20 protein-coding genes are annotated in these 24,273 nt (G+C 72.0%); 15 read left to right on the forward strand and 5 right to left on the reverse strand.

All coding sequences use genetic code 11. From position 1 onward, the window contains the following. Positions 1-40: 40 nt before the first annotated feature. The 3 genes from WME75_RS31675 (at position 41) to WME75_RS31685 (ending at position 3,336) form a co-directional block, all read left to right on the forward strand. The gene (locus WME75_RS31675; protein WP_437478942.1) at positions 41-1,237 is read left to right on the forward strand and encodes an AgmX/PglI C-terminal domain-containing protein; all 1,197 of its coding nucleotides are present in this window, start codon (positions 41-43) and stop codon (positions 1,235-1,237) included. A gap of 129 nt (positions 1,238-1,366) precedes the next feature. Beyond that, a complete protein-coding gene (locus WME75_RS31680; RefSeq protein WP_437478943.1) occupies positions 1,367-2,509 on the forward strand; it encodes a hexokinase family protein in 1,143 nt (380 codons plus the stop codon). A 359-nt stretch (positions 2,510-2,868) separates the two neighbouring features. Next, the gene (locus tag WME75_RS31685) at positions 2,869-3,336 is read left to right on the forward strand and encodes a hypothetical protein (protein ID WP_437478944.1); all 468 of its coding nucleotides are present in this window, start codon (positions 2,869-2,871) and stop codon (positions 3,334-3,336) included. Positions 3,337-3,463: 127 nt separating this feature from the next. Here WME75_RS31685 and gndA read toward each other — a convergent pair whose 3' ends face one another. Beyond that, a complete protein-coding gene (gene gndA / locus WME75_RS31690; RefSeq protein WP_437478945.1) occupies positions 3,464-4,996 on the reverse strand; it encodes an NADP-dependent phosphogluconate dehydrogenase in 1,533 nt (510 codons plus the stop codon). A 255-nt stretch (positions 4,997-5,251) separates the two neighbouring features. On the opposite strand from gndA, the gene WME75_RS31695 reads away from it, so the two are divergent. From WME75_RS31695 to WME75_RS31710, 4 genes are all read left to right on the forward strand, one after another. Beyond that, positions 5,252-7,300: a hypothetical protein gene (locus WME75_RS31695; RefSeq protein ID WP_437478946.1), complete on the forward strand. Its 2,049-nt coding sequence runs from the start codon at positions 5,252-5,254 to the stop codon at positions 7,298-7,300. Between the two features lie 256 nt (positions 7,301-7,556). After that, positions 7,557-9,083: a protein kinase domain-containing protein gene (locus WME75_RS31700; protein ID WP_437478947.1), complete on the forward strand. Its 1,527-nt coding sequence runs from the start codon at positions 7,557-7,559 to the stop codon at positions 9,081-9,083. 118 nt (positions 9,084-9,201) lie between these two features. Beyond that, positions 9,202-10,290, forward strand: coding sequence for a hypothetical protein (locus tag WME75_RS31705; protein WP_437494962.1), 1,089 nt, complete (start codon positions 9,202-9,204; stop codon positions 10,288-10,290). Between the two features lie 253 nt (positions 10,291-10,543). Further along, the gene (locus WME75_RS31710) at positions 10,544-11,257 is read left to right on the forward strand and encodes a hypothetical protein (protein WP_437478948.1); all 714 of its coding nucleotides are present in this window, start codon (positions 10,544-10,546) and stop codon (positions 11,255-11,257) included. A 129-nt stretch (positions 11,258-11,386) separates the two neighbouring features. Here WME75_RS31710 and WME75_RS31715 read toward each other — a convergent pair whose 3' ends face one another. Together WME75_RS31715 and WME75_RS31720 are read right to left on the reverse strand one after the other, a co-directional pair. After that, on the reverse strand, positions 11,387-12,271 hold the full coding sequence (locus WME75_RS31715; RefSeq protein WP_437478949.1) for a hypothetical protein: 885 nt from the start codon (positions 12,269-12,271) through the stop codon (positions 11,387-11,389). Positions 12,272-12,454: 183 nt separating this feature from the next. After that, positions 12,455-12,811: an arsenate reductase family protein gene (locus WME75_RS31720; RefSeq protein ID WP_437478950.1), complete on the reverse strand. Its 357-nt coding sequence runs from the start codon at positions 12,809-12,811 to the stop codon at positions 12,455-12,457. 324 nt (positions 12,812-13,135) lie between these two features. Between WME75_RS31720 and WME75_RS31725 the strand changes: the two genes are divergently transcribed. The 4 genes from WME75_RS31725 (at position 13,136) to WME75_RS31740 (ending at position 19,166) form a co-directional block, all read left to right on the forward strand. Next, a complete protein-coding gene (locus tag WME75_RS31725; RefSeq protein ID WP_437478951.1) occupies positions 13,136-13,888 on the forward strand; it encodes a hypothetical protein in 753 nt (250 codons plus the stop codon). A gap of 542 nt (positions 13,889-14,430) precedes the next feature. Beyond that, positions 14,431-16,053 (forward strand): ABC-F family ATP-binding cassette domain-containing protein, encoded by a 1,623-nt coding sequence (locus WME75_RS31730; RefSeq protein ID WP_437478952.1) that lies wholly within the window; start codon positions 14,431-14,433, stop codon positions 16,051-16,053. 141 nt (positions 16,054-16,194) lie between these two features. Continuing rightward, positions 16,195-18,822: an ATP-binding protein gene (locus WME75_RS31735; protein WP_437478953.1), complete on the forward strand. Its 2,628-nt coding sequence runs from the start codon at positions 16,195-16,197 to the stop codon at positions 18,820-18,822. A gap of 86 nt (positions 18,823-18,908) precedes the next feature. Next, entirely contained in the window at positions 18,909-19,166 is a 258-nt protein-coding gene (locus tag WME75_RS31740) for a hypothetical protein (RefSeq protein WP_437478954.1), read from the forward strand. A gap of 44 nt (positions 19,167-19,210) precedes the next feature. Here WME75_RS31740 and WME75_RS31745 read toward each other — a convergent pair whose 3' ends face one another. Further along, the gene (locus WME75_RS31745) at positions 19,211-19,585 is read right to left on the reverse strand and encodes a hypothetical protein (protein ID WP_437478955.1); all 375 of its coding nucleotides are present in this window, start codon (positions 19,583-19,585) and stop codon (positions 19,211-19,213) included. A 407-nt stretch (positions 19,586-19,992) separates the two neighbouring features. Further along, a complete protein-coding gene (locus WME75_RS31750; RefSeq protein WP_437478956.1) occupies positions 19,993-20,628 on the reverse strand; it encodes a hypothetical protein in 636 nt (211 codons plus the stop codon). 390 nt (positions 20,629-21,018) lie between these two features. On the opposite strand from WME75_RS31750, the gene WME75_RS31755 reads away from it, so the two are divergent. The 4 genes from WME75_RS31755 (at position 21,019) to WME75_RS31770 (ending at position 24,246) form a co-directional block, all read left to right on the forward strand. Further along, a complete protein-coding gene (locus WME75_RS31755; protein ID WP_437478957.1) occupies positions 21,019-21,843 on the forward strand; it encodes a hypothetical protein in 825 nt (274 codons plus the stop codon). 156 nt (positions 21,844-21,999) lie between these two features. After that, on the forward strand, positions 22,000-22,404 hold the full coding sequence (locus tag WME75_RS31760) for a hypothetical protein (protein WP_437478958.1): 405 nt from the start codon (positions 22,000-22,002) through the stop codon (positions 22,402-22,404). A 31-nt stretch (positions 22,405-22,435) separates the two neighbouring features. Beyond that, positions 22,436-23,317, forward strand: coding sequence for a DUF692 domain-containing protein (locus tag WME75_RS31765; protein WP_437478959.1), 882 nt, complete (start codon positions 22,436-22,438; stop codon positions 23,315-23,317). Then, positions 23,314-24,246, forward strand: coding sequence for an HvfC/BufC N-terminal domain-containing protein (locus WME75_RS31770; RefSeq protein ID WP_437478960.1), 933 nt, complete (start codon positions 23,314-23,316; stop codon positions 24,244-24,246). The genes WME75_RS31765 and WME75_RS31770 overlap by 4 nt, the downstream gene beginning before the upstream one ends. Positions 24,247-24,273: the final 27 nt, after the last annotated feature.

Here is a 24,273-nt window from a genome sequence, read left to right on the forward strand (position 1 = left end):
AAACGGCGGACCGTACGTCCGACGCACCTCGGAGGAACCGATGCGAAGCGCGCTGCTCGTCCTCGTCGGAGTTCATGCCCTGCTGGGCTGCGGGGCGGCGTCGCGGAGAGAGCCGGCAGCCGACGCGGGTCCCGCGCACGTCCGGAGCGCCGCCCTGCACGGCTCGCTCGGAGAGACGCGCGCCGCCCTGCCCTCGCCCGAGGAGGCCGCCCTGCCCTCGCCCGAGGAGGCCCCCCTCCGCGCGCCCGAGGAGAAGGAGCGCGCCGCCCTGCGCTTGCCTGGAAGCGAGCGCGCCCGCGACAGCGCGCCTGACGCCCCGAAGGAGCGCGCCCCGATTCCCCTGTCCGACAAGGAGCGAACGCCCGTCCGCTCGGCCGACAAGGAGCGAACGCCCGTCCGCTCGGCCGACAAGGAGCGAACGCCCGTCCGCTCGGCCGACAAGGGACGCGCCGCCCGCTCGCTCGAGGCCGACTGCAAGGCGCTCGGGCCGGAGGTACAGAAGGCCTCACGGATGATCGAGGTGCTCCGGCAATCCGATCTGAGCACGCCGCCCGACGTGCTCCGGCGGATCGCGGACCGGCTCGACCTCTGGGCCCGCACGCCCGCGGTGCAGGCCTCGGATCCGAAGCTCGCCCAGGCGGCCAAGGAGCTCCGGGAGAGCTTCGCCCGGACCGGCGCCACGGTCCGCAAATTCCGGGCGTCCCTCGTCGCGCGCGACCGCAAGAAGGCCGGCGTCAGCCGCGCCGGGCTGGAGCGGGAGCTCGATCAGGACGGGAAGGTCGTCCGGAGCATCGTCGGCCGTTGCAAGAGCAACCCCTATGATCCGATCAAGGGCAAAGCCCACATTCCACCCCAGGTCGTGCGGCGCGTCGTCCAGGAGAACTTCGGCGCGATGCGCGCTTGCTACGAAAAGGGCCTTCGCCAGAACCCGAAGCTCCAAGGGCGCATTCCCGTCCACCTCGCCGTCGATGGCCAGGGGAAGGTGACGTACGCGGGGGACGCCGATCACCCCCCCGCGGACGCGCCCCTCCTCATCGCGCTCCCCTCGCCCGGCGCATCGGCGCCTTCGTCGACCGCTCCGCCGCTCCACGACCCCAAGGTCGTCGGCTGCGTGCTCGACGTCTTCCGCGGCCTCCGATTCCCCTCCCCCGCGGACCGCAAGGGCGTCGCCACGGTGGTCTATCCCGTCGTCTTCGGTGTGGACGACAACCGCCCTTCGGCCACGTCCGCCAGGTGACGCAGAGCGCAATCGCCGCGGCGAGGCGGTGAACATCTACCGTCCGAGCGGGGCCGGCGCCAAGCATGCTCGCGGCCTGACGTGCAAAGTTATTTCCTTCTCAGGGGCCAGAGGGTAAGCATTTCCCTGATGAAGCTCTCGCTCACCGAGCTCCAGGACATCCGCCGCACGCTCGCGGCCCGCATCGTCTTCGGCCTCTCCACGCCCGGCACCGAGATCGCCGCGCTCCCGGCTTACCTCGCGCCGCCGCCGGACGGGATGACGGGCCGCGCCGTGGTGGTCGATGCCGGCGGCACGAACCTGCGCGCCGCGGTCGTGGAGCTCCTGCCGGGCGGCGTGTCGCGCATCGTCGCGGGGCCCGAGCCGGCGAAGTTCCCGGGCGGACCGGAGGTCGCGGGCGACGCCTTCTTCGATGTGCAGGCGGAGCTTGTCGAGCGCCTCGGCGCGGTGCACGGGCTGCCGGTGGGGTACTGCTTCTCGTATCCCTCGGAGACGCTGCCGTCGCTCGATGCGCGGCTGCTCCGCTGGACCAAGGGCGTCCAGGTCGCGGGGGTCGAGGGCACGTGCGTGGGCGAGCGGCTCGGCCGGGCGCTCGGCGCGCGGAGGCTCCGGCCTGGCCCGGTCCGGGTGCTGAACGACACGGTGGCGAGCCTGCTCGGGGGCGCCTTCGCGCACGGCGGGTCGCAGGCGGCGGCGTTCATCGGGCTCATCGTGGGGACGGGGACCAACATGGCCACGTTCTTCCCCGCCGGCCGCATCCCGAAGCTCAAGACGGGGCACTTCGTCGCGCCGATGGCGGTCAACCTGGAGAACGGCAACTTCAACCCTCCGCACCTCCAGCCCTTCGACGCGGAGGTCGACGCGAGCTCGGAGAACCCGGGGGCCCAGCGCTTCGAGAAGGCGGTGTCCGGGGCCTACCTGCCGCGGCTCTTCGCGCGGCTGTGCCCGGACCATGCCCCCCTGACGAGCTCCGCCGATCTCGTGCGGCTCCGCGACGAGGGCGCGGGGGACGCGGGGCGGGTCGCCGGCGACCTGCTCCAGCGCTCGGCCGACCTCGTGGCCTCGGCGCTCGCGGCGGTCGCCGACGTGCTCGAGAGCCCCCCGGGGATCGGCATCCTCGCGGAGGGCAGCCTGTTCTGGGGCGACCCCCGCTACGCGCCGCGGGTCCAGGAGACGCTGCGCTCCCTCGTCGGCGCGCGCGTCGAGCCGCGGATCGCCCGGCTCGACCATGTCAACCTGATCGGGTCGGCCTGCGCCGCGCTGTTCGCCTGATCGGCCGCGCGCGGCGAGGAGCGCGCCGGAACCCGCAGCGCGAAGCCTGAACGGGCTGCCGGCGGCGCGAAGCGTACAGATTTCCAGGATTTCCGCTTGTCTGTCCAGAGCGACCGCTGCGTCCGGCCTGGCGGCGCGACCGTGCCTCGGGCATCCTGTGGCGGCAGGATCGCACATTTCTGGCCGTATCCGCCGTTTGGGACCACCATGGCGCAGCGTTGACCCCGTCGGAGGAGCTCGGCCGGTGATGTGTGGAACAGCAGCATGCTTCGGCGTTGCCGGACCGGATGGACCGGCGGGACGTCTCCGGTCGTCGCGGGCGGGCCCTGGCAGCCGGAATGGCTATTGTCGTTAGAGACATGCTCCCGTCGAACCGCAGACTCGCGTTCCGAAGGCAGCCGCACCTGCTCGACGACAGCGGGAGCGTCGGCGTGTGGATCACGCAGCCGTCGGGCATGGTCGTGCAGCTCCTGCGGGAGACGGCGGCGACAGGCGACCTGGCGCGGTTCATCTCGGTCGACGCGTACCAGAAGCTCGTGGGCGTCATGCGCCCGGGGGAGCGGGCGTACTTCATCTACGACATGGCGCTCATGGTGCGATACGAGACCGAGGCGCGCGTGGTCTTGACGCAGTGGGGGCTCAGCGTGCGCGACAAGATCGAGCACATCGTGGTCCGCCCGCCGCCCGAGATGAACAAGCTTGGGCGCATGGGGATCCAGACGATCGCGGCCGCGATGAGCCTGGCCGGGGTGCAGCTCGACGTCACGGACGACCTCGAGCCGTTCCTGCGCGAGCGGAACCTGCGGCCGCGGATCAGCCTCACCTGAAGGGTGCTCCTCTCGGAGGGCCCTGGGCCCCCTCCTGGAGGCCCGGCCCGAGGGGGGAGGTCCGGCCGGCTCGGCTGGACCTGCTCAGCCCTGCGCTATCAGGAGGGGAGTGCGGAGCCGGCGAAGGTCAGTGCCCGCCGCCGGTCCCCTTGATCTCGAGCTGAGGACGGGAGGGATGCGGCCAGTCGAGGTGGAAGGACTTGCCGCGCGGCTGGTCCGTGCGCTCGTAGGTGTGGGCGCCGAAGTAGTCGCGCTGCGCCTGCAGGAGGTTCGCGGGCAGATGGGCCGCGCGGTAACCGTCGTAGTACGACAGGGCCGACATGAACGCAGGCGCCCAGACGCCGTTCTGCGCGGCGATCGAGACCACCTTGCGCCAGTTGGACTGACCCAGCTTGATCTGATCGTTGAAGTACGGATCGAGCAGGAGGTTCGTCAGGCCAGGATTGCGCGTGTACGCCTCCGTGATCTTCTGGAGGAACCGGGCGCGGATGATGCAGCCGCCGCGCCAGATGCTCGCGATCGTGCCGAAATCAAGCTTCCACTTGTACTCCGCCTGGGCCGCCGCCATGAGCTGGAACCCCTGGGCGTAGGCGCAGATCTTCGAGCAATACAGCGCGTCGCGGATCGCCGTGATCGTCCCCTGCCGGTCCTTGACCGGGGTCGGGGTCGGTCCGACGAGCTGCTTCGAGGCCTCGACACGCTCGTCCTTCAGCGCCGACAGGCAACGGGCAAACACCGCCTCGGCGATGGCGTTCGCGGGAATGCCCATATCGAGCGCATTGCTGCTCGTCCACTTGCCCGTGCCCTTCTGCCCCGCCGTGTCGAGGACGAAATCGACGAACGGCTTGTCCTTCTGGACAGGATCCTTCTGCTGGAGGATATCGGCGGTGATCTGGATGAGGTACGAGTCGAGATCGCCGCTGTTCCACTCGGCGAAGACCCGAGACATCTCGTCCTTCGACATCCCGAGCAGCCCGTCGAGGAGCGTGTACGCCTCGCAGATGAGCTGCATGTCGATGTACTCGATGCCGTTGTGGACCATCTTCACGTAATGGCCCGCGCCGTTCGGCCCGATGTACGCCGTGCACGGCACGCCGCCCTCCACCGGCTTGCCAGGGGACGCGTCCTCGAGCGGCTTGCCGGTCGCAGGGTCCACCTTGGCGGCGATCGCGCGCCAGATCGGCTCCAGGTGCTTCCAGGACCCGGGGTCGCCGCCGGGCATCAGCGAGGGGCCGAAGCGCGCCCCCACCTCGCCGCCGGAGACGCCCGAGCCGAAGAACTTGCACTGCTTCGCGTACTCCTGCTCGCGACGGATGGTGTCGGTCCAGAGCGAGTTGCCCAGGTCGACGACAATGTCGTCCGGCTCGACGCCCGCCTCGAGGAGCTGCTTGACCACCATGTCCACCGGCGGACCGGCCTTGACCAGGATCACCGCCTTGCGCGGCTTCTTCAGGGCGCGGACGAAGTCCTTCAGCGTCTCGCAGTAGACAAGGCCGCCGGGGGTGCTCGGGTTCCTCGCGACGAAGTCCTTCGCGACCTGCACCGTGCGGTTGTACACGGCCACCTTGAACCCGTGGTCGGCCATGTTGAGCGCGACGTTCTCGCCCATGACGGCCAGGCCGATCATGCCGATGTCGCAGCTGGATGTGGCATCATTCATCCCGGTTCTTCTCCTTCACGCGTTGCTCATGCTCCGTCAGCGACCGCTTGTCTTGCGCGCATCGGAGGGCTCAGCAAGGCCTCGGTCCGCGCGCCGTCAATCTCGTTGGGTCGGCTGGCAGCCACGGCCGCGCATTCTGAGCAGGCCGGCGGCGCGGCGTCCAGTGCGCTCACGACCGGCCGCCGCATGCGCTCGCGCTGGACGCCGCGCCGCCGGCGTGGAGCCGCGCTCGCGCGCCGTGGTAGGCTCGCGCCAGTGCGACCGGGCCCGGCGCTCGTAGGCCTCCTCCTTGCCGCGGCCGCAGCCTCGGCCTGCGGCCCCGCCACGTACAACGTCCGCGCGGCGCGCGCCTTCGCCAACGAGGACGCCCGCCGCGCGATCATCGACGACCGCGCGGCCGATCTGGAGCGCGCGGCCTGGCTGGCCGACGAGGCCCTCGCGAACACGCCCTACTCCCCGGGAGACACGTGGGTCGCGGCGCTCCGCCTCGACGACGACGAGGGCGAGCGGCTCCGCGAGCGCTTCGAGGAAGCGGCGCCGTACGACGGGGAGCACGAGGTCCCGCTCGCAAAGCTCTACCGCGTGAAGCTCGACGAGGCGCTCGCTCGCGCGGCGGCGCCCCGGCCGGCGCCGCCCGCGTTCGCGCGGCTCTTCGACGCGCTCGCCGCGCTCGCGGCGCCCGCGTCCGCGTCCGGGGAGAGCGCCGCGAGCCGCCTGCCGGCCGCGTGGCAGGCGCTCGCCGAGCACGCGCGGGCGCTCGCCGCCGAGGAGCGGAACGTCGAGCGGCTCTCGGCCGGAAGGCCCCTCGGCGCCCCCGACACGCCCGAGATCGCCGCCGCGAAGGGGAGGGCCGCCGCGCGGCGGCGGGCGCTCGCCGGAGCGCAGCGGGACATCGCGGGCGCCGCCGCCACGCTCCGCGCGGCGAGCGCGGGGCAGGAGCCCGCCGCGACCCTCGCGCGCGACGCCCTCCGCGTCACGTCGTTCCTCCTGCGGATGCACACCGAGGCGCTCACCGTGGCGCCCTACGTCGTGAAGCAGGCCCGGCGCGTCGCGCGGGGCGAGCCCGGCTACGGGGCCACCGTGGCGCGCGCGGAGGCGCTCTCCAGGGTCCTCGAGGAGCAGCGCGAGGCGCTCTCCGCCTGCGCCGAGGCGCTCGCCGTGCCGGCGCGGACGCCGCTCGAGGACACGGCGGGCTTCGAGATGCAGGAGAGCCTGCTCGATCAGGGCAGGGCGATCAGCCTCGACGCCGTCCACCTGCAGCTGAAGAGCGACGTCGAGCTCCTCTTCTTCCACCAGCTCGCGAGCCCGAGCTCCTCCGGCGGCATCAACGATTACCGGGGCAGGACGCGGCGGCTCGCCTACGACGTCGATCCCGTGCTCATGGTCGGCGGGCGGGCGCTGCTCACGTACGACTTCGAGCACGTGCGCAACGCCGCGCGCCTCAACGCCGGGTTCAAGACCGACCGGCTGTTCTCGTCGGGGGGCGACATCGCGTACGATAACTCGCTCGGCAGGCTGATCGGCCTGAACGGCTTCGCGAGCGACGTCTTCGACATCGGCGCCGACCTCGCCGGCATCAGCACGAGCCTCAAGATCGCGCGGTTCACCGCCGGGAACGTGACCGAGCTCGCCGTCGATCCGGTGACCGGGCGGGACGCCGGCGCCGTGGCGAGCGCGCCATTCCAGCTCCTGGTCCGCCAGGTGGACGTCGGCTTCGACGTGACGAAGCTCTTCCCGGAGGCCGCGGACGATCTCTATCTCGAGGAGCTGCTCGTCGGCTTCCGGTACATGGATTACAAGCTCCCGCGCATCTTCTATGCGCTCCGCGAGCGGGATCCGGGCACGGGCGACGTCTACGTCTTCGAGCGGCAGAGCCCTGCCCAGAGCGTGACGTCGCGCTTCTACCAGGGCGGCTTCAGCCTGCGGATGGGCAACGGCGAGTGGCCGCGGCTCGCGCCGTTCGGCGACCTCGGCCTCTACGGCGGCGCCGGACCGGTGCGCTACGCCTTCCCGGCGGATCCCGCGGTCCCGGGCGGCGCGCCCGAGGCCGACGAGGCGACGATGATCGCGCTCTCCGGCAACCTGTCCCTGGGGCTCCGGCTCCGGCTGACCTCGAACCTCAGCCGGCTCCGCCTGCTGACCGAGCTGTCCTACAACGTCGAGGCGATCGGCCAGGGCATCGTGTCCAGCATCCACGCGACGAGACGCGGAGACGAGACGACCTACACGGTCGGCCGCAAGCTCGATATCGGCGGCTTCGACCTGTTCCACGGGCCCCGGCTGCTCGCGGTGCTCGTGCTCTGAGCTGGATCTGCCGTCGCCCTGAGCCTGTCTATCGAGGAATGTCGCGCGGTCACGGCCGGCGCCGACAACGAGCCTCGACAACGCATCGCGAAAGGCGCAGATTGCGTAAACACGCAGACAGCGCAGACAGCGCAGACAGCGCTGGTCGAACGCGCAGCCCCCACACCTCGCCGTCGCTGTAGGGAGGCCTGCGACGTTCAGTTCCTGAGTGCAGCCGTCCGACCTCAGGTGTAAGCTCGTTCGACGCGGTGGACCCATGTCGCTGAACTTCAACGAGGGGAGGCTGTTCGCAGGCAGGTACCGCATCGTGCGCAGCATCGCGACCGGCGCGATGGGCGCGGTCTACGAGGTCGTGCACGTCGAGACGGAGCGGCGGCGGGCGCTCAAGGTGATGCACCCCCACCTCGCCGATAACCCCGAATTTCACGCCCGGTTCAAGCTCGAGGCGCGCATCGCCGCCCGCATCGCGACCGAGCACATCGTCGAGGTGTTCGACGCGGGGATCGACGAGGAGACCGGCATGCCGTTCCTCGTCATGGAGCTGCTCCGCGGCGAGGAGCTCAACAAGCGCCTCCGCCGCGCCGGGCGCCTGTCGCCGGCGGAGGTCATCGCCTACCTGCGCCAGACGGCGGTCGCCCTCGACAAGACGCACGCCGCCGGGGTCGTCCACCGCGATCTCAAGCCGGCGAACCTCTTCCTGGCGGCGAGCGACGACGACGACGAGCTCCGCATCAAGGTGCTCGACTTCGGCATTGCCAAGCTCGTCGCCGAGACGTCGCTCGACTCGGCGACGACCGCGGCCCTCGGGACGCCGCTCTACATGGCGCCCGAGCAGTTCAGCGGCGCGTCGATCTCGAAGGCCGCCGACCTCTTCGCCCTCGGCATGATCGCGTACACGCTCCTCGTCGGCAAGGCCTACTGGCTGAACGACATGCGGGAGTTCAGCAACACGCTCGCGTTCGCGGTGATCGCAATGTACGGCCCGCAGGAGCCCCCGTGTGCGCGCGCGGAGGCCGACGGGGTGACGCTGCCCCCGGCCTTCGACGCGTGGTTCACGAAGGCGACGGCGCGCGACCCGACGGCGCGCTTTTCGACCGCATCGGCCGCCGTGGCGGCGCTCGCCGAGATCTTCGACATCGTGCCCGCGCCGATGAGCTCGTCGCTCCTGTCCAGGGTGGACACGCCGGACCCGCGTGGGGGCCAGGGGCCCGCGTCGTCGGTGCCTGCGGCCGCCCAGTCCTCCAGCACGGGCGTGGAGACCAGGATCGTCGTCGCCGCGAGGCCGCGGGGCCGGTCCGCGATCGCTGCCGCGGCCCTCGCCCTGGCCGGCGGAGGCGCCATCGCGCTGGCCTCGCTGCGCGGGGGTGTGCCCCCTGCTCCCGGCGCTGCGGAGGACGTGCCGGCGGCGGTGGCTGCAGCCGCCTCGCCGACCCCCGCGCCGACCTGGGCCGGGCCGGCTCCCGCTCTCCCCGAGGCCTCCGGGACGCCTGGAGCGCCCGGCCTCGTGACGCCCGCGACGAAAGCCTCCGCGTCGCGCGAGGACGGCGACCGGACGCCCGCCCCCGCAGCGGCGTCCGCGAGCGCGAGGGCCTCGATGCCGCCGCCCGGCGCAGCGCCCTCGCCCGCCGCAGCGCATTCGCCGGGCGCGGCGCCTTCGCCGGGCGCGGCGCCTTCGCCCGGCGCAGCGCCTTCGCCCGACGCGGGGCACGGCCCCACGCCGGCCGCGGAGCCATCCGCTTCCTCCTCGGCCAGGCCCCGGGAGTCGCTCTACTCGGCGGACTGACGTCGCGGCCTCTGCGGCGGCCGGATGCAGCGGCAGCAGAGCGGTGCTTTTCTTGCCTGGGGCGAACCCGGGGATGATATCTCCTGCTCCACCAATGCGATTCGTCTGGCCTGCGCCCGTGTTGAGCGGATTGCTGAGCATCGCCCTCATCGCTCCGGCCAGCGCGCAACCCGACGCCATCGCCGTGGCCGAGTCGCTCTTCAACCGCGGTCTCGCGGACATGCTGGCGGGCCGATATCCGGCGGGCTGCCCCGCCCTCGCCGAGAGCTATCGGCTCGATCCTCGCGCAGGGCGGCTGTTCACGCTCGCCGAGTGCGAGGCCCGGTGGGGGCGCATCGCCACCGCCGTTGCGCGCTACAACGATTATCTGGCGCTGTATTCCCGCATGTCGGAAGCCGAGAAGCTCCAGCAGCACGAGCGCTACAAGGTCGCGCTCGAGCAGCGCAACGGGCTCGCGCCGCTCGTGCCGCAACTCACGCTGTCGCTGCCGAGCGGCGCGCCCGCGGGCACGGTCGTGCAGCGCGACGGCATCACCCTGGAGCGGCCTTCCCTCGGTATCGCGCTCCCCGTCAACCCGGGAGAGCACGTCGTGACGACGAGGGCGCCAGGGGGGCCCGTGCACGAGGCGCGTTTCACGATCGACAAGTCCGCGTCGAGGACGATCGAGCTCGAGGTGAAGCTCCCCGTCGAGGAGCCGCCGCGCGCGAGGCCGATGGATCGGCCGCCCAGCCAGGTCGTCGGGCCGCCCGTGAAGCCCATCGAGGGACCCGCTCCGTCCACGGAGGCGTCCGGGCCCAGCGGCCGCCGTGTCGTGACCTACGTGGCGGGCGGGCTCGCCGTGAGCGGGCTGGTCCTCGGGTCGGTGACCGGATGGATGGCGCTCGACGAGAGCAGCCGCGCGGCCAAGGCGTGCAAGAACGACCGCGACCGCCCCGGCGCGGCGATATGCAGCCCCGAAGGGAAGGCCGCCGGCGAGCGCGCGAAGGACCTCGGGGAGGTGAGCACGATCGGCTTCAGCGCCGGGGCGGTGCTGGCGGGCGCGGCGGTGCTGCTCTTTCTGACGGAGCCGTCCCCGCCCGGCCCGCGGGCGGCCGCGGCGGCCCGCTCGCGAGCCAGCGCCGCACCCCGCCCGAGGGCCGGCGCGGTGAGCTGGTCGCTGCTCGCCGGACCGAACGGCGGCGGCGTCGCGGTCCACGGCCGGTGGTGAGCCAGCCCGCGCCCGTCGCCGCCGGCGCGTACGCCCGGTAGCGCTGCGCGCCCACGGCGCCGCTCGCGCTGCGCGCGCTCACGTGTCCTCGCGCTCACGTTGCCACAGGCGGTGCACGGCGAATCCATGACGGGATCTCCCCGACTCGTCGAAATCGTGCGCCTCGTCGTGGGACGCGATCGGATATAGTATCCATAAAAAACTACAGGCCCGCGTGCCCGGGTGGTAGTTGGCGATGAGGAAAGGACAACTCATGATCACGAAGACCACGATGGCCATGTTCGGGCTCGCCGCCTCCGGGTTGCTCGCGGGCTGCACGGAGACGCTCGACTCGAAGCAGATCCGCACTGGAGGGATCTCGGCGACCCTGGAGGCGACCGCCGAGAGCGCGTCGTCGACGAGCCTGAAGGCCATCCTCAAGGCAGGCGGCGACGAGAGCAACACGTACGTCATCCTGAGCGCGGGAGACCGGATCTCGGCGACGGCGGACGACGAGGAGGTCGAGATGCGCTCCGAGAGCGCCGGGGTCTATGTGGCCGACTTCGACGTCGGAGAGGGAGGCACCGAGTTCACGGTGCGGCTCGACCGCGAGGACGACGACGACGCGCCGGACAACGCCGGGACGCTCCCCGACCCGTTCGAGCTCGAGGCGCTGCCCAAGGAGCCGGTCTCGCGCGCCGAGGACCTCACGATCGCGTGGTCGCCGAGCGCCTCGGGGGACGACATGGTGATCCGCGTGGACGGCGACTGCATCTTCTCCAAGACGTTCGATGTGGGGGGCGACACGGGGACGTACACCATCAAGGCGGGCGAGCTGGACCCGACGAGCTCGCAGGAGCCCGAGAGCTGCGATGTGGACGTCGTGATCAGCCGCACGCGCGGCGGCACGACGGACAAGGTCCTGGACCCGGAGAGCTCGTTCGAGCTGAGCCAGGTCCGGGAAGGCCGCTTCACCTCGGCGCCCTGACGCGCCCCCGGCCCTCTTCCCCCCTCGCGCGGCGCCTCCCCGGCGTCAGCGCGGGGCGGTCGTCCTCGCGAGGGCCCACCAGCATCCGGTCCCCATCACCAGCACGGGTCAGCCCGTCGAGATCTGCGCCTACCGGTAGAAGGCGACGTCGTCGACCCAGATATCGAACGCCTGCCTCGGATCGAAGCTGAAATAGAAACCCCAGAGCTGATCCATGGCGGGCGCGTCGAACTGCTGACCGAACCCTTCCTGTTCGAGGCACTTCGCTGGAATCTTGAAACGCTTCCAGTCGTCCGCCAGCACGACGCGCTTGTGGAAATGGTCGTTGCATCTGTCGTTCGCGTTGTCGCAGATGCCCCCTGTATGACGGGTCTGCCGCTCGACGAACATCACCTTCAGCCTCCTGGACGAGCCCTCCGCGGCGCGGGCCCAGAAGGTGATGCCACGGTACTCGGAGGCATCGCCGTAGTCATCGTGGTACAAATAGACGGCGACACCGGCTCCCCAGACACGGAAGCCGTTATTGGCGCTCGTGTGCAGGGCCACGAGGCTATCGCCGCGCGGAGGGTCGAGGGGGGTCATCAGGTCAGGCTCGTTGACAGGCTCGTGGATCCCGTCCTCGGACTCGTCGTGGTCCATGAACCAGATCCCTTCCCGAGGGGCTGGGCCGTCCCCGTCGAGGATCCAGAGGTCCTCGTCTTCCATGTCGTCGATGATCGACAGGTCCAGGCTCTCCCCCGGCAACACCTCGAGGACCTCACACTCCGGATCCGCACCGCCGCCCCCAGCGCCCCCTCCCCCGGCGCCGCTGCTGGCGGTCGCGCCCCCGGCGCCGCTGCTTGCGGTCGCGCCCCCGCCGTCACCGCCTCCTGCGCCGCCGGCCCCGGCGGCCCCGCCCACGGTGTCGTAGTAGCTCTTGTCGAAGCCGAAGATCTGCGCGCATCCGAGCCCGAGCATCGCGATGGCACATGCGCCGGCGCACCCAACGAAAAACAGCCCTGTCTTCCTTCTCATGGCAGTCTTCCCGACATCTTTTATGGACGAGGGTAGGACGGTGACCGCCCAAATGAAATGGGAGACATGGCCGGGGCGCCTCGCTACCGCCTGCCGCCGCCCTGCCCCCGAGGAGCCGGTCGCCGCAGATCCCCCGGCGGCGCGCTGCCGCGCATCCGGGGCCCGCAGGGGAGCGGCGCCGGCTCAACCGAACAGCGCGGCGTAGTCGTCCTCGCGAAAGCCCACCAGCACCCGGTTGCCCTTCACCAGCACGGGCCGCTTGACGAGCTTCCCATCCTCGGTGAGCCACCGCGCGACCTCCGCGTCGCTCGCGGCGTCCACCCGCGCCTTGCCGAGCGCGCGGTAGCTCTGCCCGCTCGTGTTGAGCCACCGGCGCACCGGGAGCCCGCTGGCCGGGACCCACCGGGCGAGCTCCTCGGCCGTCGGGGGCTCGTCGACGATGGGCCGGACGGCGACGTCCACGCCGCGCTCGCCGAGCCACTTCAGCGCCTTCTTGCAGGTGCTGCAGCCGGCATAGGAGAGGATCTGAACCTTGCTCATGGCGGGCTTCTGCCGTCTCCGCCGTGGGGAGGCAAGCCCCGACGGGCCCGGGCGGCCTGCTGGGATGACGCCGAGCCCGGAGAATCACTGCTCGCCGCGAGCTCCACGAGAGAACGGTACCCTCGGCAGGGCGACGTGAGCTCCCGTGACATGTCACGCCCAAGCGTGACATGTCCCGTGACATGTCACGCCCGAGCGTGACATGTCACGGCTGCAGGGCGACGAGCACCGTGCGCTCCTCGAACTGCCCGTGAAGCGCTAGTCCCTTCGCGTGCGGCGATCTGGCGGGATTCTCTCATTGACCGTCGAGGCGTGGCCGGGCCCATGGTCAGCGTTCCTGGCACCATGGGTTCGGCACGATCGCTGCAAGATGCGGCGCGCGCTCCGTCTTCTGAAGAGATCGATCGCCTTGATCGCAGTATCCTCGAACCCTTGAGAGAACCCATGAGACATCTTCTTTCGATTGCTCTGGCAACGATATCCGCGCTTGCCGTCGGCTGCGTCGAAGGCGAACCGCACGGGCCGGGCCTGTCCGGCGATGAGAGCGACGCTATCGGCGAGAGTCAGCTGGCGCTCGGCGAGGCGGCATGCGCAACCGTCGGGCTGTCGAGCTCAGGCGACCAGAACGGGATCACCCGCTCGACCGTCGGCGCGCAAGCGAGCCCGGATTGGACTTACAACCCAGTGGGTTGTCCTTACCAGTACATCGTGGAGTACACGAATCTACCCACAAGCCCCAACCAAGCGCTCCGGGCCTATCCTCGGTTTCTGGACGGCAGTCATTTCGACGACATCACGAACGAGATCGACTGCGAGCGGTCGCACCTGTTGACGGGCACGTATGTCTGGCCTACCAGCACCACGACCGACCCCACCATCTACACCCATGTCCAGGATGGTGTCTGGAGCGGGACCTCTTGCAGCTATGACTCCTCGGGCACGCTACCGCGCGTTGATGGAGTGCACAAGATTCGAGTCGCGGCGCGGGCATACTACTGCGCCCTCGCAGATGGCTGCTCTGCCTACACGCGCACGAGTCTCCGGGTCGAAGTCGATCCGATTTGGTCCCTCGAGTGAACAGCAAACCTGACAGCTGATGCGTCGGGCGGCGTGCGCTCCTGCGCGTCGTTCGAGCCCTTCCGTGGGGCTCCGAGGCGCTCGTGCCGGCGATCCGCAAGAGCGAAGCGGCGTCGGGCGCAGATCGCGAGCAAGCTTGCCCGCCGCTGTCGCCTCCGCCGCTCCCAACGCCGCTGCTCCCGCTCTCCATGGCGCCGCCCGTCGCGCCGCTTGCGCCTGTGCTGCCGATTACAACCGTGGCGCCCCGCCGCCGGTCGAGCCGCCCGAAGCGCCGTCACCCTCCGAGGAAATGCAGGAGAAATGCAGCCGCGCCACAGCCAAGGGCTGCGCTGGAAAGATTCCCCATAGCCGGAGAGAGGACCTAGCTCTCATAAGCAAAGACCTCGGTCCGGCAGCGAGCAAAGCGCAGATCGACGCGGCTCGATCAGGGCTCGGCGGCGCGCCCAGGCCGCCGCGCAGGGCGCAAGAATTGCCACATCGCGCGACGGGCCGTCTGGTATACGTGCGCGGAAAGGAGCCGCCCCCCCGCGGCAGCGACCCTCGTGATCCGCCTCGATTCTATCAGCAAGCAGCACGGTAAGCAGATCCTCTTCCTCGAGGCCTCCGCGGCGGTGAACCGCGGCGAGAAGATCGGCCTGGTCGGGCCGAACGGCTCCGGCAAGACGACGATCTTCCGGATGATCACCAAGGAGGAGGCGCCCGACGGCGGCCAGGTCGCGATCGACCGCGGCGTCACCATCGGCTACTTCAGCCAGGATGTCGGCGAGATGAAGGGCAGGAGCGCCGTCGCCGAGACCATGGACGGCGCCGGCCCGGTCTCCACCGTCGCCGCGGAGCTCCGCGACCTCGAGGCCGCGCTCGCCGACCCCGAGCGCATGGACGAGATGGAAAGCCTGATCGAGCGCTTCGGGCAGGCGCAGGCCCGCTACGAGGAGCTCGGCGGCTACGCGCTCGACGCCAAGGCGCGCGAGATCCTCGCCGGCCTCGGCTTCAGCCAGGCCACGATGGACGGCGACGTCGGCGCCCTCTCGGGCGGCTGGAAGATGCGCGTCGCGCTCGCGCGCATCCTCCTCATGCGGCCTGACGCGCTCCTGCTCGACGAGCCGACCAACCACCTCGACATCGAGTCGATCATCTGGCTCGAAGGGTACCTGAAGCAGTATCCAGGCGCGCTCGTCATGACCTCGCACGATCGCGAGTTCATGAACCGCATCGTCACGAAGATCATCGAGATCGACGGCGGCGAGCTCACCAGCTACTCGGGCAATTACGAGTTCTACGAGCAGCAGCGCGCCATCAACGAGCAGCAGGCCGAGGCCCAGTACGAGCGCCAGCAGGCGATGCTCGCGAAGGAGATGCGCTTCATCGAGCGCTTCAAGGCGCAGGCCGCCAAGGCGGCGCAGGTCCAGTCGCGCGTGAAGAAGCTCGAGAAGATCGACAAGGTCGAGCCGCCGAAGCGCCGGAAGACCATCCGCTTCGAGTTCAAGCCCGCGCCGCGCTCGGGCGACGACGTGGCGCGCCTCGACGGGGTCAGGAAATCGTTCGGAGGCCGCCCCATCTACGACGGGCTCGATCTCCTGATCCGCCGCCGCGAGCGCTGGTGCGTCATGGGCGTGAACGGCGCCGGCAAGTCCACCCTCCTCAAGCTCGTCGCGGGGACCTCCGCGCCGGACGCCGGCGAGGTGAGCGTCGGCGCGAGCGTCAAGATGGGGTACTTCGCGCAGCACGCGATGGAGCTCCTCGACCCGACCCGCTCCGTCTGGGAGTCCATCGTCGCGAGCTTCCCCCAGGCCTCCATCGGCTCGCTCCGCACGCTCGCCGGCGCATTCGGCTTCTCCGGCGACGACATCGAAAAGCCCTGTCGCATCCTGTCCGGCGGCGAGAAGGCGCGCCTCGTGCTCGCGATCATGCTCTACGATCCGCCGAATTTCCTCGTCCTCGACGAGCCGACAAACCACCTCGATATGGCGACCAAGGAGATGCTCGTCGGGGCGCTCGCCTCGTTCGAGGGCACCATGCTGTTCGTCTCGCACGATCGCCGCTTCCTCGCCTCGCTGTCGAACCGCGTCCTCGAGCTCGTGCCCGAGGGACCGCGCGTCTACGGCGGCGGATACCTGGAGTATGTCGCCCAGAGCGGACACGAGGCGCCAGGCATCCGGAGCTGACGGGGACCTCGCGCATGGCCGCGCGGGGCGCGCCCGGCCATGCGGGCTGCACCTGAGCCAGACTCCCGCTCGTCGGCTCCATTCACCGCGCGGCGCGAGGTGAACACACGCTCAAGGTTTCGCGCTATCGTAAGGGCCTAGATGGATCAGCTCGGTAGACCGAGCCCAGAGCGGCTCTCCGGCTTCATCCAGCGCCACCGCGACGCGGTCCTGGAGGCATGGAAACAGCGAGTCCGCGCGACGAGCCCGGCGCGGCGGCTGTCGGATCCGATGTTGATCGACCATGTCCCGCACGTCCTCGCCTACATCGCCGAGGTCACGGGCAGCGCGAGCACGGGGGCCGCGGTCGACCGGAAGCTCCAGGACATGCCCGGGTATCACGCGCTGAGCCGGCTGGCCCACGGGTACGACCTCGCCGACGTGGTGATGGAATACGCGGCGCTCCGCGCCGTGATCCTGGAGATGTGGGAGCGGGACGGCGGCGGGGACGGCGGGCGCGAGCTGATCCAGCTGAACGCGGCGATCGACGAGGCGATCGCGGACGCCGTGTCGCGCTACCAGGAGGCGCGCGTGCGCCTGCTCCAGGCGCTCGACGTGATCTCGGCGGCCGCCCTCGGCAGCAGCGACCTGGACACCTTCCTGAACGCGCTCATCCGGGCCACGCGGGAGGCGGCGGCCGCCGTGGACGTGGCGATCGTCCTGCTCGGGGACGCGGACAGCCTCGAGGTGCACGCGACCGCCGGCCTCGACGACGGGCCGCTGCTCGGCCCGCCGCTCGAGGCGACGCGGGAGCTCGCCCGGGCGGTCCTCGCGCTGCGCGGGCCCACCTCGCTCGACGCCGCGCTCCCGACCTTGCCCGTGACGGCGCGGGAGATCCGGTCGAGGGGGCTGCGCGCCGTCCACGGGGTGCCGCTGCTCCACCAGGGGCATCCGATCGGCGTCGCGATCCTCGGCTCCCGCAGCGCTAAGGAGTTCTCGGACGAGGACCTGCTGATGCTCCGCACGATGACCAGCCGGGCGACCGGGATCATCGTGCAGGCGCAGCTCGTCGCGAAGGAGCGCGCGTCGCGGCACCAGGCGGACGACGCCCGCGCGCTGCTCGCGACCGTGGTCGAGCAGATGCCGGCGGGGCTCATCATCGGCGAGCGGGAGACGGGGCGCGTCCTGCTCACGAACCAGCAGGCCACGGCGATCTTCCGGGGGTCGCTCGCCGGCATCCAGAGCGTCGAGGGCTACAACCGCTACCGGGGTTTCCACCCGCGGTCGGGCAAGCCGTACGAGACGTGGGAGTGGCCGCTCGCGCGCACCGTCACGACGGGCGAGGTCGTGAACGACGAGGAGATCGACCTGCTCCGCGGCGACGGCACCTGGGGCCGGATCCTCGTGCGCTCGTCGCCGGTCCGGGATCCGGGCGGGCGCGTCTCGGCGGGGGTCGTGACCTTCTTCGACATCACCGAGCGCACGCGCGCCGAGCAGGGGCAGCGCTTCCTCGCCGCCGCGAGCGCCGCCCTGAGCGACAGCCTCGATCTCCAGGGCACGCTCGACCGGCTCGGCCGCCTCACGGTCCCCGAGCTCGCGGACTGGTGCATCATCCAGACGCTCCCGGAGCTCGAGGCGGCGCGGCGGATCACGGTGACGCACGCGGACCCGGAGGCGGTCCGGAGGGCGCGCGCGCTCTTCCGCGAGGTGGATCCGCCTCCGGGGCTCGCCGCGCTGATGGAGAAGGCCCCCTGCATCGAGCGCCCGGAGCTCGTCCGGGACCTGTCGCACCCGCTGCTCGCCTCGCTCGGCGAGCACGCCGCCTTCCGCCGGCTCGTCGGCGAGCTCGGGATCACGTCGGCCATGGTGGTCCCGATGGTCGCGCGGGGCCGCACGTTCGGCTGCATCACCCTGGCGACCGCGGAGTCCGGCCGGATCTACGACGAGGCGGACCTCGCGGTCGCGCACGATCTGGCGCAGCGGGCGGCGCTCGCCGCGGACAACGCCCGGGTCTACGAGGCCGCGCAGCGCGCCATCGAGCTCCGGGACAACGTGCTCGCCACGGTGTCCCACGACCTCAGGAACCCCCTGAGCGCGATCATCACCGCGGCCGCCGTGATGACCAAGCGCGCGGCGGTGCGCGGGGACACGGGCGATTCGAAGGCGATCCAGGCGATCCAGCGCTCGGCGCACCGGATGGATCGGCTGCTCCACGACCTGCTCGACTTCGCGAGCCTCCGCGCCGGCCGGCTGGCGCTGCGCCGGCAGCCGCAGGACCCGCGGGAGATCGGCCGGGAGGCGGTCGAGACGTTCGAGCCGCAGGCTCAGGAGAAGGGGATCCACCTGGGCGTCGTGTCGTCGACGGAGGACGTCCCGCTCGTCGTGTGCGATCGCGATCGCGTGCTCCAGGTGCTCTCGAACCTCCTGAGCAACGCGGTCAAGGTGACGGGCGCCCAGGGGTCGGTCACGGTGCGGTGCGAGCATCGGCAGGAGCACGTCCTCTTCTCGGTGGCGGACACGGGGCCGGGGATCCCGGAGGACGAGCTGCCCTATCTCTTCGAGCGGTTCTGGCGCGGCCAGCGGAACGGCTACAAGGGCACCGGGCTCGGGCTGGCCATCGCCCGGGAGCTCGTTGTCGCGCACGGGGGGACCATCCACGTGGAGAGCCGCGTGGGCGTGGGGACCACCTTCCGGTTCACGATCCCCGTGGGGAACGCCGAGGCTGAGCCGGCGGCGGGTCGCGCCGCCGGGCAGGAGCGGCCGGCGGCGGGTCGCGCCGCCGGGGGGTGAGCCCGCGGCGAGCGCGCCGGCACGGCCTCCGCGGAGGAGTGGACGATCGCGCGCGCCGGCCCCAGAGGCCTCCGGAAGGAGGAAACATGGGAGACGAGACAACGCACGACCAGCTGGGCACGCCGCGGGCCGCGCGCGAGGTCAGCGAGGAGAAGCGGCCCCACCCGCAGGCGGACGTCCCCGGCGTCCGCGGGCCGATCACGTCGTCCGGGGAGCGGGAGGACGCTCCCCCCGGCGAGGTCGAGACCTGGGGCAGCGAGGGCGGCGCCGGCGTGTACGAGGGGGGGGCGGTCGTCTCGGACACGAAGCTCCCCGCGGGGAATTCTGGCCGCAAACCTTCGTAATTACATATATTTTAGCGAAGCCTCGGTTCGCGGCGGCCGCCGGCTCACGGCTGCTGCTGCTGTGTCGGCCTGGGCGCGCACCGCTGCATGTAGGCGGGCTCGGGGCAGCCTTCGTGGGTCAGGATCTCGTTTTCCTGGCACTTCACGAGCGCCGCCCGGATGTCGAGGCACTTCCCCGGCCCCGCCTCCACGCACCGGTGCACCGGGGTGGTCCCGTTGGCGCAGCCGTCGAGCTGCCCCTTGGGGCATGTAAGGAGCGGCCCGACCGAGCAGTCGCTCTCCGGTGTCGGGTCGGTCGCTGTTGTCGACGTCCCCTGGGTGGCCTGCTGCCGGGGCGTGCAGGCGGCGCTCCCGGCGAGCGTGAGCCCCGTGAAGAGGAAGAGCAGGCCCCGGCGGGGCGAGCTGCTGCGCGTGTTCATGCGGTCGTTCTCCGTGGGTGAGGTCGAGCCGGGAACCCGAAAGGCAGGTCGCCGCCCGGCGCGCCCGGCAGACTACTCCACGGAATGACGTCGTCCGGGCGCTTTTGCCGGCTGCCCGCGCACCTCAACCACGGTCGGAACGAGCTGAGCCGTCCGCCCGCCTCAACCCCGGTCGGGTCGCCTCAACCCCGGTCGGGCCGCCCCAACCCCGGTCGGGCCGCCCCAACCCCGGTCGGGCCGCCTGGCCGCCTCAACCCCGGTCGGGCTGCCTCAACCCGGTCGGGCCGCCTGGCTGCCTCAACCCCGGTCGGGTCGCCTCAACCCCGGTCGGGCTGCCTCAACCCCGGTCGGGTCGCCTCAACCCCGGTCGGGTCGCCTCAACCCCGGTCGAGCCGCCCCAACCCCGGTCAGAACGCGCCGCCGCCGTGCGCGAGCAGCGCCCAGCTGTCTCCGCCCGTCTGGCTCGCCGCGCCGCGGACGGTCAGGTCGTCGAAGAAGGCAGGGCGGAAGTTGAGCCGGGCGCCCAGCTTGACGTTGCGCGTGACAAGCCGCTCCACCCCCGCGGTGAGCGGCACCGACACCGCGAACGCGTCGCCGCCCTCGCCCGCCCAGCCCGTGTAACCCACCCCCGCGACAACGAACGGCTGCACGATCGCCTCGTCGGCGCGCAAGACGTTGTAGCGCAGCCCCGCATCGAGCGAGGTCATCACGAGCGACCTCCCCAGCGTCGCTCGCTGGTTCACCGAGCCGATGTAGTTCCCCTCGACGGCCACCCGCGGCGACATGCTCCCGGTCACGCGCACGTTCCAGGTGGGCCCGACGCCCGCGGTGCCGCCCAGGTAGCCCAGCATGCCGAAGCCGCCCTCGACCGCGATCGAGGGCTCGGGGATGCGCCGGATGAGCGGCTGATCCGCCGGAGGGACGTTGCCCAACGGCCGATCGCGCTGTTCCGGTCGCGCCGCCCCCTGCGCTTCCGCCGCGCCGGCGAGCGCCATCATGGCGGCGGCGGCCAAGGCCGGCGCCGCGAATCGTTGCGTGCTCATTGCTGTTCTCCCCCGGTAGACCGGTTCCGTCGTCGACGACCGCCTCGTGCACACCGCAGGCCACACGCGGCTGTGCAGCGCGGGCCCGGCGGCCCCACCCCGCGCCACACGCCCGCCCTCGCGCGGCCGCGCCCGCCGGCGAAACCGCGCCGCCGCTCGCACGTAACCCGTACGTGGAAGTGAAGCGCGGCGCGCTCCAGCGGCCGCTCGCCCGGATCGGACGCCGCCTGCGGCCTCGAACCAGCTCGGATCGACGGCCACATCGCGCGAGCGGATGGGGGGACGGGCAGCCCCGATCCTCCTTCCCGTCCTCCTGCCATCCTGTTCAAGTGGAGAGCGCCACGCGACCGGGGCGACCGCGCATCAACCGATGGAATCCAGGAGACGATCATGACGACGATGCGAACAAGGCCCCTGCTCCTCCTCGTGCTCGCGGCCGTCGGGTCGGGCGCGGCCGCATGCCAGGGGGAGCCGCCGCCGCCCCTCGCGCCCGCCGCGACCGAGCTCAAGGCGCCGGAGCCGAAGGCGCCCGCCGCGGCGGCCTTCGCGATCGACAGGCCGGGCAGCAAGCTCGAGCTCGCGATGGACGCGCCGCGGGAGAAGATCCGCGGGCGGATCGAGGGCGCCGCCGGGGGAACATTGCAGGTCGATCCCGCCGACATCACGAGGACGACAGGCCTCATCACGGTCGACCTCGCCACGCTCGAGCTCTTCCAGACCGCCGTGGGCGACGACGGCAAGCCCGGCGAGGAGAAGAAGAGCGACCTGCAGAACGAGCACGCGCGCACCTGGCTCGAGATCTCGAAGGACACGCCCGACGACGTCCGAGCGAAGAACGAGAAGGCCCAGTTCGCGATCCGGTCGATCTCGACCGCCGGCGAGAAGGACCTCTCGAAGCTGTCCGGCGCGGAGCGGACGGTGACCGTCACCGCGTCGGGCGATCTCCTGCTGCACCAGCGGCAGACCCCGAGGACCGTGGAGCTCATCGCCACGTTCAGGTACGAGGGCGACAGGCCCGCCGCCGTCACCGTGAAGACGGCGAAGCCGTTCTCGGTCGGCCTGGCCGAGCACGACGTCCGCCCGCGCGAGGCGTTCGGCAAGCTCGCCCAGAAGACGCTCGAGGTGCTGTCGCCCAAGGTCGCCAAAGAGGCGATGGTGTCGCTGGAGCTCACCGCGACCGCCGGCGCTGCGCCCGCGGGCGGCGCCGCGCGGTGAGCGCCGCGCGCGCCGCCGGCGAGCCCCCAGTGAGCCGTTGCGGCGCCGTGGCGGGTCTGAGAGACATGGCGCTCCGGACGCCGCCGGGAAACCGGATCACGCCGCGCCCGTAGGGGGTGCAGGCCCGTCGATGACGAGAACCAGAGGAGCCACACGATGCTGTCGAAGAAGAGCATTTACGAGACGCTCGCCGCGCTGAGCGCGGGTGCCATGCTGATGAGCGGCTGTGGCGGCGCGCAGGCGCCGGTCAACGCGACCGAGGTCCCCGCCGAGCAGGAGGCGACCCCGGTCGCGCCGGCCGAGCCCGCGCCGGCCGAGACCACCTCCGGCGACGCCGCCGCGGGCGCGAACGTCCCCGCGGCCCCGGCCGCGCCGGAAGCCCCGGCGCCGGCGCCCGCGAGCGACGTGCAGTCCGCCGCGACGGCGCCGCTGGTCGCCCCGACGGCCACCCCGGCGCCCGTCCCGCCCACGCCGACCGCCGCCCCGGCCAAGCCCGCCGCGAAGAAGGCGGGCGCCAAGAAGGCCGGCCACGCGGGCTGCGGCCAGGGCACCTGCGGCTGATCCCGATCGGCCCTGCCCGCCCCGCCCCCCCATGACCGGCAGCGCGCTCACCGGCGTCGGCCTCGGGCTCCGATGGGAGTTCCTCGACGAGGTGCTCACGGCGCTCGATGCGCCCGGCGAGGGCGCGCGCGGGGCGGCGCTGCCCGTCCCCTTCTTCGAGCTCTCCCCCGAGAACTACATGCGCCGCGGCGGCTACTTCCCCGCCGCGATCGAGCGCGTCCGCGAGCACCGCGCGATCCTGACGCACGGGCTCACCCTGTCGGTCGGCGGGGTCGACCCGCTCGACGACGGCTACCTGCGCGCGCTGCGGGGGTTCGTCGATCGGCTCGATCCTCCCTTCCACAGCGATCACCTGTGCTTCTCCGGCGTGGACGGCAGGTTCCTCCACGACCTCCTGCCGCTCCCGCTCACCTCCGCGGCCGCCGCCCACGCCGCCGCCCGCATCCGCGAGACGGCGGATCGGCTCGAGCGCCCGATGGCGATCGAGAACATCACCACCTACCTGGTCCCGGGCCGCGCCTCGCTCGACGAGGCCGACTTCCTCGTCGAGGTGCTCGAGCGCGCCGGCTGCGGGCTCCTGCTCGACGTGAACAACGTCTACGTCAACGCCCGGAACCACGGCTTCGACCCGGCCGCGTACCTGGAGAAAATTCCACCCGCACGGGTCGTCTCGATGCACGTGGCCGGGCACGAATGGCGCGACGACGCGGAGGTCCTCGTCGACACGCACGGCGCGCCGGTCATCGAGCCCGTGCTCGACCTGCTCGCCCGCGCGGTCGCGCGGACCGGGCCGGTGCCGGTGGTGCTGGAGCGCGACAACGACGTGCCGCCGCTCGATGCCCTGCTCGCGGAGCTCGCCGAGGTCGACGCGGCGTACCGGCGCGGGCTCGCGGCGCGCGAGGCGCGGGCGTGAGCGCGGCGCGCGGAGACGCGGGCGTGAGCGCGGCGCGCGCGGCGCTGAACGAGCCGCCGCCGGAGCTCGCGGCGCTGCAGCGGGCGCTCCAGCAGAGCGTGAGCGCGCCGGACGGCGAGGCGATCGCGGCCGATCCGCGCGCGTGGCTCGCCCGCGCCGGGCTCGAGGGGCCGGACCTCGAGGCGATGGCCGCGCTCCCGCCGAAGCGGCTGCTGCTCTACCGGAGCCTGATCCGCCGCGGGCTGACAGGCGCGATCCGCGCCGGGATCCCGCGGACCGCGGCGCGCCTCGGCGCCCGGTTCGAGGCGGACGCGGCGCGCTTCCTCGACGTGGAGCTGCCCCGCTCGCGCTACCTCCGCGACGTCGCCTTCGAGTTCGTGGGCTTCGCGGCGCCGCGCTGGGCCGAGGACCCGGAGGTGCCCGCCTACCTCGCGGATCTCGCGCGCCATGAGCTCGCCGCCTTCGCGGCGTCGTTCGCCGAGCCGGACGAGGAGGAGGCCGACGCGCCGGACGCAGCGGACGCAGCGGACGCGCCGGACGCAGCGGACGCGCGGGGCGCGCCGGCCTCCCGCGAGGAGCTCTCGCTCGACCGGGGCGTGCGCTTCCAGCGGGCCGCGGCGCTCGTGCGCTACGAGCACGCGGTCCACAGGCTGGAAGGCGGCGAGTCGGCGCGCGACGTGCCGGCGCGCGAGCCGACGCGCCTGCTCGTGTACCGCGACGCCGGGCACGAGGTCCGCTTCCTGGAGCTCACGCCCCTCGCGGCCGAGATCCTCGGCCGCCTCCTCGCGGGCGCCGCGCTCCGGGACGCTGTGGTCGAGGGCTGCGCTGCGCTGGGCCGCCCTGTCGACGGCCCGGTGCTGGAGAGCACCGCCGCCCTCCTGAGCGACCTCGCCGAGCGCGGGGCGCTCCTCGGCACCGCCGCGCCGTGACGCTTGCCCCGCGGCGCTGGCCGGGGG

The sequence above is a fragment of the Sorangium sp. So ce1014 genome (assembly GCF_051521505.1).
GTDB lineage: Bacteria > Myxococcota_A > Polyangia > Polyangiales > Polyangiaceae > Sorangium.

Coding starts and splice junctions, on each gene's coding strand:
- WME75_RS31685 (WP_437478944.1), top strand. CDS start 2,869: ATGCTCCCGTCGAACCGCAGACTCGCGTTCCGAAGGCAGCCGCACCTG.
- WME75_RS31715 (WP_437478949.1), bottom strand. CDS start 12,271: ATGAGAAGGAAGACAGGGCTGTTTTTCGTTGGGTGCGCCGGCGCATGT.
- WME75_RS31740 (WP_437478954.1), top strand. CDS start 18,909: ATGGGAGACGAGACAACGCACGACCAGCTGGGCACGCCGCGGGCCGCG.
- gndA (WP_437478945.1), bottom strand. CDS start 4,996: ATGAATGATGCCACATCCAGCTGCGACATCGGCATGATCGGCCTGGCC.
- WME75_RS31710 (WP_437478948.1), top strand. CDS start 10,544: ATGATCACGAAGACCACGATGGCCATGTTCGGGCTCGCCGCCTCCGGG.
- WME75_RS31735 (WP_437478953.1), top strand. CDS start 16,195: ATGGATCAGCTCGGTAGACCGAGCCCAGAGCGGCTCTCCGGCTTCATC.
- WME75_RS31700 (WP_437478947.1), top strand. CDS start 7,557: ATGTCGCTGAACTTCAACGAGGGGAGGCTGTTCGCAGGCAGGTACCGC.
- WME75_RS31755 (WP_437478957.1), top strand. CDS start 21,019: ATGACGACGATGCGAACAAGGCCCCTGCTCCTCCTCGTGCTCGCGGCC.
- WME75_RS31680 (WP_437478943.1), top strand. CDS start 1,367: ATGAAGCTCTCGCTCACCGAGCTCCAGGACATCCGCCGCACGCTCGCG.
- WME75_RS31760 (WP_437478958.1), top strand. CDS start 22,000: ATGCTGTCGAAGAAGAGCATTTACGAGACGCTCGCCGCGCTGAGCGCG.
- WME75_RS31765 (WP_437478959.1), top strand. CDS start 22,436: ATGACCGGCAGCGCGCTCACCGGCGTCGGCCTCGGGCTCCGATGGGAG.
- WME75_RS31750 (WP_437478956.1), bottom strand. CDS start 20,628: ATGAGCACGCAACGATTCGCGGCGCCGGCCTTGGCCGCCGCCGCCATG.
- WME75_RS31745 (WP_437478955.1), bottom strand. CDS start 19,585: ATGAACACGCGCAGCAGCTCGCCCCGCCGGGGCCTGCTCTTCCTCTTC.
- WME75_RS31675 (WP_437478942.1), top strand. CDS start 41: ATGCGAAGCGCGCTGCTCGTCCTCGTCGGAGTTCATGCCCTGCTGGGC.
- WME75_RS31725 (WP_437478951.1), top strand. CDS start 13,136: ATGGTCAGCGTTCCTGGCACCATGGGTTCGGCACGATCGCTGCAAGAT.
- WME75_RS31720 (WP_437478950.1), bottom strand. CDS start 12,811: ATGAGCAAGGTTCAGATCCTCTCCTATGCCGGCTGCAGCACCTGCAAG.